Below are 9,823 nucleotides of genomic sequence, written 5' to 3'. Positions count from 1 at the left end.
TTTATAATACTGACACCTATAACGAAATTTTTTCCTTACCGAATGGCAAACCCTATTATGCGGTAACCTTTGGTGATGTTCGCTTAGTGGTGTTGTACATTACTAATATTTGGCGCACATATAGCTTAAGCCCTAATGCCAAAGGTAGGTATCAAGAACGGGAACAAGATTTAGACAATCCCATTGCTTGGGGATACGGACAACATATCTTTGAAGCGGTTAGTAAAGGGAGTCCCCAGTACCAATGGCTCCAGGCAGAACTCAATAGCACTGAGTTTAAACAAGCTAAGTATAAAATTGTGATGCTTCACCATCCTCCCCATAGCCTAGGGGACAATATTGTCCCAGCTTATACTGACCCAGTGCAGATCATTGAGCGGGATCAGGCGGGTAAGGTGACCGCAGTGCGTTATGAGTATCCCAAAGACCAGGATTACATCATTCGGGATGTGGTGCCATTATTAGAAGCTGCTGGTGTGCAGTTAGTGTATTATGGCCATTCCCATCTATGGAATCGCTTTGTTGATGGTAATGGCATCCATTTTTTAGAATCCTCCAATGTGGGGAATAGTTATGGCGCTTATGTTGGTCAGAAGAAGCGCCCAGTACCAACTGGGTATAACGAAAACTATTCCGCTACTGGAGACCCCAATGGATTAGAGCCCGTTATGCCAACGATCGCACCATTGTTAGGAGACAATAACCAGCCCTTGCCTTATATCGCTAGTAATGATGTGACTGTGTTTAGTATCTTTGATACTGGCACCGGTATAGTAACTAGCTATCGCTTTGATACGCGATCGCCTAATTCAGATGTGATTAAATTCGATCAGTTTCAGTTAAAGCCAACGGATTAGCGTCGGGAGATGGGGAGATGGGGAGATGGGGAGATGGGGAAGTGTGGGGAGATGGGGAAGTGTGGGAAGTGTGGGGAGATGGGGAGATTTTTGATGAAGGGTAATTATTCATAAATTATATGATACGATAATAAGCTCGCTACTCTTGCCTCTTGCATTCCCCTCCTGGGAGGGGTTAGGGGTGGGTTCCTGTTGCCTCTTGCTAGCTTGCATCTTGATAAAAAATAGACACCCTTAGACATTACTGACAAAATGGGTAATACTAGAGAGGTTGTGATTTAGATCTAGCATTGATATGGAAAGTCATTCTGAGATGACATTAAGCATTGGGGAGGCAGCTAAACAGCTAGGAGTCTCTACCAAAACCCTAAGACGGTGGGCTGATGCGGGAAAAATAAGATATCAACGTTCACCTACTGGACAACGACGATTTTATCTTAAAGATATCAAACATATAACACCAAGAAATCCTCAGCCATTGACCCACAGATTGACCATCAACTATGCCAGAGTTTCTAGTGATGAGCGACAAAAAGATCTGAAGAGTCAAATTCAATTATTAGAAAATTTTAGTGCTGCTAATGGTTGGCAATACGAGACTATTTCTGATTTCGGTGGTGGTTTAAATTATCACAAAAAAGGATTGAACAAATTACTCAGAAAAATTATGACAGGGGATGTTGAACGATTGGTGATGACTCACAAGGATAGATTGCTGAGATTTGGAGCAGAATTAATCTTTACCATTTGTGAAGAGTTTGGCACAGAAGTCGTTATCATTAATAAATCACCAGAGGGAGTTAGCTTTGAAGACGAATTAACCCAAGACATGATGGAATTAATCACAGTCTTTTCTGCCCGTCTCTATGGCGCTAGGAGCGAAAAAAATCAAAAATTACTTGATGGCATGAGTAAAGTGGTAAACGAATTAGAGTAAGGATTAGCTGGAGAGGGGGTAGGGTGGGGAGATGGGGAGATGGGGAGATGGGGAGATGGGGGAGATTTTTATTAAGCGATGCAGCGCGGTCTTGGGGGTTTCCCCCATGAGCGACTGCCGTGGTTTCCCCCATGAGGGACTGCATCAAGACAGGGTAATTATCCCGACATGATATTAGAGAGTATGGAAGAAACCCCGGCTGTGAAACCAACTCCCAAGGGATTTGAGCCAATCATGCATCAAACGGAAAGAGGCGGTCGAGGAAGGGGTTAGAAAAAAGTCGATCAGGATCAAATTCTTTCATAAGTAGAGCGAAGTCATCCCAACGTGGGTATTGTGAGCGCAGATATTCCCGATTGGAATAAAAGTGCTTGCCCCAGTTGGGACGGCCACCATACTCTAATAATATCTTTTCGGCTTCCCGATGATAGTTTTCAATCGCCTTAAAATCTGACCCTGATAAGTTAAGGCTAATATATACAGACTCTCTTTGATACAGTGGGCTTAACCAATGCTCTTCCGAACTAGCAAATCGAACTGATATTGGTAAGTTTATCCTAAATCCATGGTTTTCTATCATCTGGTGAATTTGCTCCAGAGCTTTGATTGTAGCTGACCTTGGGATGGCATACTCTAACTCGGAATATGTAAAATTAATATTCTCAAAGGCGAGGATATTAAAGCTCTTATCCCAACGGTTTAATCCCCGTAGATTAGTCAGAAAAGCTACTCTAAAGATGAGAGGAATTGTAAAAGGAAACGTCCTGGTAATCCAGTCACCGATTCCATTGCTGGATCTAGATATAGTTTTAGATAGGTTGTCTAGGAATTGTCTCCAGAATGGCATGGGCGCAACTGGCTCATCCATTTTATTAAACTTAAACCAATAGGAGCGTGAGGTGTGGGGAAATTCAAAGAATTGGAAATGATCGTTTTCTTTAACTAATGTGTCTATTTCTTTTCTGAGAAGGTCGGTCAACATCGGTTGTTGAATATCTCGCAAGAAGAATGTAGGGACACAACGAAGGGTTAATTTAGTAATAATACCAAGGGCACCCAAGTTGACACATACTCCATAAAATGTGGGATCATCTTGTTGGTAGCGGACAACTTCCCCAGATGCTTTCATTAGCTCCAGCTCCACCACTGCACTGGCCAGTGACCCGTTTTTGTCTCCTGTTCCATGGGTAGCCATTGCTATTACCCCAGAAATAGTCTGCTTGGTGATTGCTCCCAGATTTTCCAAGGCCATACCCTGTTGGTCTAGGTATTGATTCAAGCTGTTTAGTGTTATTCCTGGCTCGACAGTAACGGTGCCCCTTTCTCGGTCTAGCTCGATCACTCGGTTTAGTCGCTTTAATGATACAAGAACACCATCGGTACATGCAGCTTCTGACCATGAGTGCCCCGAACCAACCACCTTAACTTTCATCTTTTCGGTTCGAGCCATGGCCAGAACTTTCTTGAGATCTTCGTTAGAAGACGGTTCGACAATACTTTTGGGGTTGCAAGAAACATTACCCCTCCAATTTGACCACGCAGGTGACATATTAATTTATGAAAAATCTTGTAATGGTTTTTCTATATTTTAGCATAAAATATATAAGCTCAAGCGCTACACCCATATGCTTACTATAGCCTTTCTAGGACTCATGAGGTACACATTATTTTTTCCCTCTTCTCTCTTGCCTTTTCCCTCTTCCCTGCTCCCTGCTCCCTGCTCCCTGCTCCCTGCTCCCTGCTCCCTAAAAACCAGAAATTTGTACCTCACAAGTCGTAGAATTGCTATATCAGTTTCTTAGCTGAATCAGTAGTTTAGCAATATGACGTTGAAGGTTTTCCCAATCTTCGGGAAAGTCCTCACGGGTAAAGATTTCTGAGGCATTTTCATAGCATGCGATCGCATTTTCCAGATTCTCTGTAGTCTCTCCTACTATTCTGTTGTTGTAAGCATTACCCAGGTTATATAGAGTCCTTGCCCACTCTTCGGGGAAGTCTCGTTTGGTATAAACCTCCAAAGCTAGTTGGTATTGGGCAATGGCTTTTTCGAGATTATCAGCCCGGTCTCCACGGATTCTGTCACTATAGGCTATGCCCAGGTTGTTGTGAGTACTTGCCCAATCTTCCGGGAAATCTCGTTTGGTGCGAACTTTTAATGCTCGTTGGTATAATTGTATGGCTTCTTCGAGATTATCAGCCCGGTTTCCACGGATTCTTTCACAGTAGGCATTGCCCAGGTTATAGTGAGTCATTGCCCAATCAATGGGGAAGTCTGATTTGGTGCGAACTTCTAATGCTCGTTGGAATGCTTCAATTGCTTTTTCGAGATTATCAGCCCGGTCTCCACGGATTCTTTCACAGTAAGCTATGCCCAGGTTGTTTTGAGTACTTGCCCAATCTTCGGGGAAGTCTGATTTGGTATAAACCTCCAAGGTTATTTGGTATGCATCTATGGCTTTTTCGAGATTATTAGCCCGATTGCCACGGATTCTGTCACTGTAGGCATTGCCCAGGTTGTTTTGAATAGCTGCCCAAATTTCCGGGTTACTCTGATTAGTAAAAACCTTTAGCATCGTTTGGTAACCAGCAATAGCGATTTCCCTGTTATTGGCTTGATTACCCAGTGGAAAATCGCTGATCAGGGTGCTGAATTCCCAGATAGTATTAGCGATTTCTTTTGCTGTTTCTGGTTCCTCTGCAGAAAGCTCAGAACTTGCCCAGGTTTGCAGGATATTGATAAAATTATGATCGAGTTTGTCTAAGTTTGCTTCCAGGAATGGGTAGACAACTTCGCGGTCGCCTTTGCTGTTGTTAGTTGCTAGCAATATCTCTATCAAGAATTTATGATACTCTTCCGATGAAACCTTAGGTGAAGTAAGGGTTTCTGAAATTGCCAGACCCTTTAAAAGCTTACTCCTGATCCGCCGTAAAAAGTTAGCAGCATTTTGCTGACCCTTTGCTGTCAGATAGTCGGCTGATTGTGCCATTACCTGCAATAATTCAGCATCCACTAACTCAAGGTTGCTATTAATAATTTTGATTTCTTTACCCTTGGGGCAAGTTAGGAGTTGGTGGAGCAAGTTGAGGTATGCTTGTTTTCTTTCTTGGTTCATTTACTACTCCCTACTCGGCTGCATCTCCTAAAAGCTGTTTGACTCAGCAGTGGTGCGTTACGGGCATCAGGCGTGGAACGGGCATCTTGCCCGTTTAAATTCCCGGCGGGCTATCCCAACCTTGGCTAGGAGCCTGAAAATGAGGGTTCGCCGTTGGGTGGTGCGTTACGGGGCGGACTATCCCAACCCTGGCTACGACCCGGAAAATGAGGGCAAGTCCGCCCCTGAAGCACCCTACGCACTACTTAATTCTAAATTCTAAATTCTAAATTCTAAATTCTAAATTCTAAATTCTTCATTCTTCATTCTTCATTCTTCTTCATCTGACTGCTCTGATGGAGGCAAAAGTAGAGGATTTCCTTGATATTCCGCTGCTTTATCCGTAGGTAAACGACGCACTAAGTCAAATTGGATTAATTTATCTAAAATCGGTAAAATTTGACTAAATTCTTGAACTTTCATCCGCTTGAGTTCATCCATGGTTACGTTTTCATCGGATAGCACCCCTTTTTCTAAAACTAACTCAAGCACATAAGAATCTTCAGCAGTCAATTCTGCATGAATGCGCAGTTGTTGACTGACATCTTCTAAACCTTGCTGAAATACTTCTGGTGTAATCTTGTCTGCTTTCAGTTCCGCTGCTTTCAGTAATACATAACTACCAATGCGATTAAACCAACGGGGGATCCCCTCGGAACGTTCACACAAATTCTTAGCGGTTTCTATAGTGAAGGGAAGAACGCTATCAGGATTATTTTCGTCTTTGCTAGTTTCTCTAATCCGGGCGCTAGCGAGATAGTTAATTAACATTTGATACGTGGTGGGTTGGTCTAAGGCTTTAATCTCTAATGCTAAATCAAATAACCCTCGTTCACCGATCAACAGCTCCTGAGTCAACCCGGAAGGATGCCCAGTCAAAATAAACCAAGCATCACCTTTGAGCATGCCTTGAGCATTGTGCAATAGTTGACGCACCCGGTCTGGGTCTTGTTTATCTAAATCATCGATAGCAATCACCACACGACTATACTTTTCTAGGGCTCTTTCTAATAAGTCTTGAAAAGTGAGAGTGGGAAACTTTGGGGCATTAACTGGTTTAGATTCCGCTTCAAGGCTTGCCCCAACTACTGGTATTTTTACATCGATCTTGGTCTTGGTTTTGCGAGTCGATTCACTCATCAATCCCATGTTGTTTAACAGTTGTTGCGCCCACTCATCCTCTGGCATATGTCGGGCTAGGGCAATCAAAGCAGCGGTTGCTAAATCAGTTTCAAAGGGGAGACTGATATAGGTAACGAGAGTATTTTCACTGTTCCGTTGCAAAACTCCCAATACTTCTAAAATAAATGCTGTTTTACCAATACCAACGGGACCGTAGACTAATATCCGCTTCCGTTCGCGACCCTGCAATAAGTTAAATATCTTCCTTAACTCCTGGGTGCGGCCTGTGAAAACTTGATCTAGGTTTGACTGCAAGCTGGACGCACTTTCAGAAAAAGGAATTTCTTCAAGATTCCAGTTAGCAAAATTTTGTTTTGTTTCCTTCCAAAGTTGATCGGCTTCACTCATGGCTATTGCTTGGGTTTAATTGTTTTAACTTGTTTATCTTTGATTTAGCTAATAGTTGGAATATTTCTTGAATATTATCAATTTTTTTGTTATCCTTAAGCGTATGATAAATCTCACAAGCCTGGTTTAATTCTTCTCGGGCATCGTCGATAAATCCAAGGGAAATCATTAGTCTGCCTAATCCCGTTTTGCAGGCAGCTATTCCTTCTTGATTCTTGATATAGTCGTAGATGCGCAGAGCGTCCCGATAATGCATCCGGGCTTTGTCTAGGTTCATCATTAAATGATGGGTGCGGGCAATGTGGTATATTGCATCTGCACGACATTCTAGGTTTTCGGTTTGGCGATAGATAGCGAGACTTTGCTCTAAGCGGGATAATCCATCATACCAGCTTCCTCGCTGAACCAGCAGTTTACCAATATTACGTTGAACGTCTGCCCAATCTTGGGGAAAGGCTTCACGGGTAAAGATTTCTGAAGCATTTTGATAGGATGCGATCGCTTTTTCCAGATTCTCTGTACAATTTCCGAGTATTCGCTTACTGTAGGCATTGCCCAGATTATTTTGAGCAATTGCCCAAATTTCGGGGAAGTCTGGTTTGGTATAAACGGACAATGCTAGTTGGTATGCTTCTAGAGCACGTTCAAGATTATCAGTTTTATCTCCTCTGATTCTTTGACTGTAGGCATAGCCGAGGATGATTTGAGTGTTTGCCCAATATTCGCGGAAGTCTGGTTTGGTATAAACGGACAATGCTAGTTGCAATGCTTCAATAGCAAGTTCGAGATTATCAGCTTTATATCCATGGATTCTGTCAAGGTAGGCATTGCCAAGGTTATTTTGAATAGCTGCCCAACTTTCCGGATTACTATCACGGATAATAACTCTTAGCATTATTTCGTAACCAGCAATAGCGATGTCCATGTTATTGGCTTTATTACCTAGTGTAAAATCGCTAATAAAGTTGCTAAAGTTACCAATAACTCTAGCCATAATTTCTGCTGTTTCTGGTTCCAATTCTGAGAGTTTAGCACTTGCCCAGGTTTGCAAGATATCGATAAAGTTATCATCGAGTTTGTCTAGGTTGGATTCCAGGAGTGGGTAGACTACTTTGGGGTCGCCATTGCTTATGGCAGTTACTAGCAATACATTGATGAAGAATTCCAGATAGTTTTGGGATGACGGATTAACTAAGGTAGAGGATTCTAAAATTATCTCTAAAAGCTCACTCCTGAGACGAAGTAAAACATCAGCACTATTTTGGTTACCATCTGCTGCTAGTTTTTCTGCTTCTTGTGTCATTACCTGCAATAACTCTGCATCTACTAACTCGCGGTTGCTCTCAAGAATTTGGACTTGTTCACCGCTGGGACAAGTTAGCAGTTGCTGGATCAAGTTGAGATATGCTTGTAGTCTTTCTTCGTCCATTTTAACTTACCCCTACTCCCTATTCGCTACTCCAGAAAATCCACAATTTATGTAAAGTTACCAATTTTAGCAATTCTATATCCCATAATGTACAAATTGATCCCTCTAAATCCCCCTTAATAAGGGGGACTTTGAGGTTGAAAAGCGTACCTCATAACTGCGATAAACTCTATAATAACTTCTATAAGTATAGCGTTTTCTAGTAACCGTGAGTTACATCTAAATTTTATTTATTCTTCCCTACTCCCTACTCCCTGCTCCCTGCTCCCTGCTCCCTGCTCCCTTATTTAACAATAAATAAAAAAAATCGGTCAAGCTCAGATAAACTCTGATACTTGACCGAATTATACTGTGTAAACCTCAAAACATACAGCTAAGCTGCCGTTAAACCAAATAACTTTTGACTAATTAATTGTACATTATTTCCGAGTTAGTCAGCTATCATTTATCAGCTATCAGCCAAAGGCTTAGCCTGCGCGTAGCGCAATCGGTGCTTTTGAATAAAATAAGCTGTTCGCGTAGCGTGAGCTGAAGGCTCACGGCTGAATGCTGACGGCTGAATGCTGATCTATACCCCTCCCCAAAAAAACGTTCATTCTTAATTCTTCATTCCTGGTCGCCAGGGCGTTGCCCTGGCAAATTACTATCCTAATCTACATAAAAGTATCGAATCAAAGTCGCCATCACCTCACCAGGCTTTCCGGTAGGCTCGGGAGTGCTCCACTCGTCGGGATAAGCGTATTTAAGAGAATAGATGGCAAGAATTGTTTTCCGAACTTGTTCAGGAGAACCGACCAAGATGTGCTTGGCTTTCTTAGCTTTGCGACCTTGGTTTTCAGGGTTTTGATTGTCATCAGGGTTTGAAGGAAAGTTTGTACTCATGAATCGTTATTGGTTTAAAGTGTTTACATTATTAATATATTAATTTATTAATCTTTTGTCAAGGGATTTAGGAATTTTTTTTTATTAACAAATGACGACGATTAATCGTAATTAAATTATTGAGATTAATCCTAGGGTGGGCAGTGGACGATACCAATAAAATCCGATGGATGGTAATCCCTTAACGCACTGTCCACCACATCAAATACATCAAAATAAGATTAATGGTAATTAAATTATTGATATTAATCGTAGGGTGGGCAGTGGATGAGACCAATAAAATCCGATGGTAATCCCTTAAACCACTGCCCACCGACAGGTAGATATGGCTCTGGTGGGCAGTGCTAAGGTCGGATTTTAAACTATTACTATCCCTTGAGAAACCACTGCCCACCCTACATCAAATACATCAAAATAAAATTAATCTTAATTAAATTATTGATATTAATCGTAGGGTGGGCAGTGGATGAGACCAATAAAATCCGATGGTAATCCCTTAAATAACTGCCCACCACATCAAATACATCAAAATAAGATTAATGGTAATTAAATTATTGATATTAATCGTAGGGTGGGCAGTGGACGAGACCAATAAAATCCGATGGTAATCCCTTAACGCACTGCCCACCGACAGTAAATTAATTAGTAAAAATTAGTTAATTATCTAGATTTTTAATAAAATTAATCCTCTGGTGGGCAGTGCTAAGGTCGGATTTTCAACTATTACTATCTCTTTATAAACCACTGCCCACCCTACAGGTATATCTGGCTTTGGTGGGCAGTGTTATATCCGATTTTCAACTATGACTATCCCTTGAAAAACCACTGCCCACCCTACAGGTATATCTGGCTGCATCAAGACGGGAACAGGGAATAGGGAACAGGGAATAATAGTGGAACAGGCATCTTGCCTGTGGTGTCATGGATATCTTGGTGGAACAGGCATCTTGCCTGTGATGCCATGGACATGTTGGTAGAACAGGCATCTTGCCTGTGATGCCATGGACATGTTGGTAGAACAGGCATCTTGCCTGTG

General features: G+C 42.0%; 10 protein-coding genes and 1 pseudogene. 5 read left to right on the top strand and 6 right to left on the bottom strand.

Annotated elements, in window-relative coordinates; genetic code table 11:
* From F6K52_RS25700 to F6K52_RS25690, 3 genes and pseudogenes are all read left to right on the top strand, one after another.
* Positions 1 to 857 (top strand): annotated as a pseudogene (locus F6K52_RS25700) (metallophosphoesterase); the annotation flags it as partial.
* A 313-nt stretch (positions 858 to 1,170) separates the two neighbouring features.
* The gene (locus tag F6K52_RS25695; RefSeq protein ID WP_293084826.1) at positions 1,171 to 1,794 is read left to right on the top strand and encodes an IS607 family transposase; all 624 of its coding nucleotides are present in this window, start codon (positions 1,171 to 1,173) and stop codon (positions 1,792 to 1,794) included.
* A gap of 31 nt (positions 1,795 to 1,825) precedes the next feature.
* Positions 1,826 to 1,966 carry a hypothetical protein gene (locus tag F6K52_RS25690; RefSeq protein WP_293084819.1) on the top strand — a complete coding sequence of 47 codons (141 nt, stop codon included), beginning with the start codon at positions 1,826 to 1,828 and terminating at the stop codon, positions 1,964 to 1,966.
* A 60-nt stretch (positions 1,967 to 2,026) separates the two neighbouring features.
* Here F6K52_RS25690 and F6K52_RS25685 read toward each other — a convergent pair whose 3' ends face one another.
* Positions 2,027 to 3,343: a D-arabinono-1,4-lactone oxidase gene (locus F6K52_RS25685; protein ID WP_293084816.1), complete on the bottom strand. Its 1,317-nt coding sequence runs from the start codon at positions 3,341 to 3,343 to the stop codon at positions 2,027 to 2,029.
* Between the two features lie 103 nt (positions 3,344 to 3,446).
* Here F6K52_RS25685 and F6K52_RS25680 point away from each other — a divergent pair, with 103 nt between their 5' ends.
* Positions 3,447 to 3,596, top strand: a complete 150-nt coding sequence (locus F6K52_RS25680; RefSeq protein WP_293084813.1) for a hypothetical protein — start codon at positions 3,447 to 3,449, stop codon at positions 3,594 to 3,596.
* Here F6K52_RS25680 and F6K52_RS25675 read toward each other — a convergent pair.
* Positions 3,585 to 4,907, bottom strand: coding sequence for a tetratricopeptide repeat protein (locus F6K52_RS25675; RefSeq protein ID WP_293084810.1), 1,323 nt, complete (start codon positions 4,905 to 4,907; stop codon positions 3,585 to 3,587). The two genes, F6K52_RS25680 and F6K52_RS25675, sit on opposite strands and share 12 nt — an antisense overlap.
* Before the next feature lie 139 nt (positions 4,908 to 5,046).
* On the opposite strand from F6K52_RS25675, the gene F6K52_RS25670 reads away from it, so the two are divergent.
* Entirely contained in the window at positions 5,047 to 5,169 is a 123-nt protein-coding gene (locus F6K52_RS25670; protein WP_293084807.1) for a hypothetical protein, read from the top strand.
* 47 nt (positions 5,170 to 5,216) lie between these two features.
* Here F6K52_RS25670 and F6K52_RS25665 read toward each other — a convergent pair whose 3' ends face one another.
* The 4 genes from F6K52_RS25665 to F6K52_RS25650 all read right to left on the bottom strand — a co-directional run.
* Positions 5,217 to 6,476, bottom strand: a complete 1,260-nt coding sequence (locus tag F6K52_RS25665; RefSeq protein WP_293084804.1) for an AAA family ATPase — start codon at positions 6,474 to 6,476, stop codon at positions 5,217 to 5,219.
* On the bottom strand, positions 6,469 to 7,905 hold the full coding sequence (locus tag F6K52_RS25660; protein WP_293084801.1) for a tetratricopeptide repeat protein: 1,437 nt from the start codon (positions 7,903 to 7,905) through the stop codon (positions 6,469 to 6,471). Before F6K52_RS25660 ends, F6K52_RS25665 begins: the two co-directional genes overlap by 8 nt.
* Positions 7,906 to 8,553: 648 nt before the next feature.
* On the bottom strand, positions 8,554 to 8,787 hold the full coding sequence (locus tag F6K52_RS25655) for a hypothetical protein (RefSeq protein WP_293084798.1): 234 nt from the start codon (positions 8,785 to 8,787) through the stop codon (positions 8,554 to 8,556).
* 797 nt (positions 8,788 to 9,584) lie between these two features.
* Positions 9,585 to 9,823, bottom strand: a 239-nt coding sequence (locus tag F6K52_RS25650) for a hypothetical protein (RefSeq protein ID WP_293084795.1), incomplete at its 5' end; no start/stop codon positions are given.

The sequence above is a fragment of the Moorena sp. SIO3H5 genome, from assembly GCF_010692395.1.
In the GTDB taxonomy this organism is placed as follows: Bacteria; Cyanobacteriota; Cyanobacteriia; order Cyanobacteriales; family Coleofasciculaceae; genus Moorena.
Note: the sequence above shows the minus strand (reverse complement) of the source record. Positions and strands in the feature narration are given on the sequence as shown.

Coding starts and splice junctions, on each gene's coding strand:
- F6K52_RS25695 (WP_293084826.1), top strand. CDS start 1,171: ATGACATTAAGCATTGGGGAGGCAGCTAAACAGCTAGGAGTCTCTACC.
- F6K52_RS25690 (WP_293084819.1), top strand. CDS start 1,826: ATGGGGAGATGGGGAGATGGGGAGATGGGGGAGATTTTTATTAAGCGA.
- F6K52_RS25685 (WP_293084816.1), bottom strand. CDS start 3,343: ATGTCACCTGCGTGGTCAAATTGGAGGGGTAATGTTTCTTGCAACCCC.
- F6K52_RS25680 (WP_293084813.1), top strand. CDS start 3,447: ATGAGGTACACATTATTTTTTCCCTCTTCTCTCTTGCCTTTTCCCTCT.
- F6K52_RS25675 (WP_293084810.1), bottom strand. CDS start 4,907: ATGAACCAAGAAAGAAAACAAGCATACCTCAACTTGCTCCACCAACTC.
- F6K52_RS25670 (WP_293084807.1), top strand. CDS start 5,047: ATGAGGGTTCGCCGTTGGGTGGTGCGTTACGGGGCGGACTATCCCAAC.
- F6K52_RS25665 (WP_293084804.1), bottom strand. CDS start 6,476: ATGAGTGAAGCCGATCAACTTTGGAAGGAAACAAAACAAAATTTTGCT.
- F6K52_RS25660 (WP_293084801.1), bottom strand. CDS start 7,905: ATGGACGAAGAAAGACTACAAGCATATCTCAACTTGATCCAGCAACTG.
- F6K52_RS25655 (WP_293084798.1), bottom strand. CDS start 8,787: ATGAGTACAAACTTTCCTTCAAACCCTGATGACAATCAAAACCCTGAA.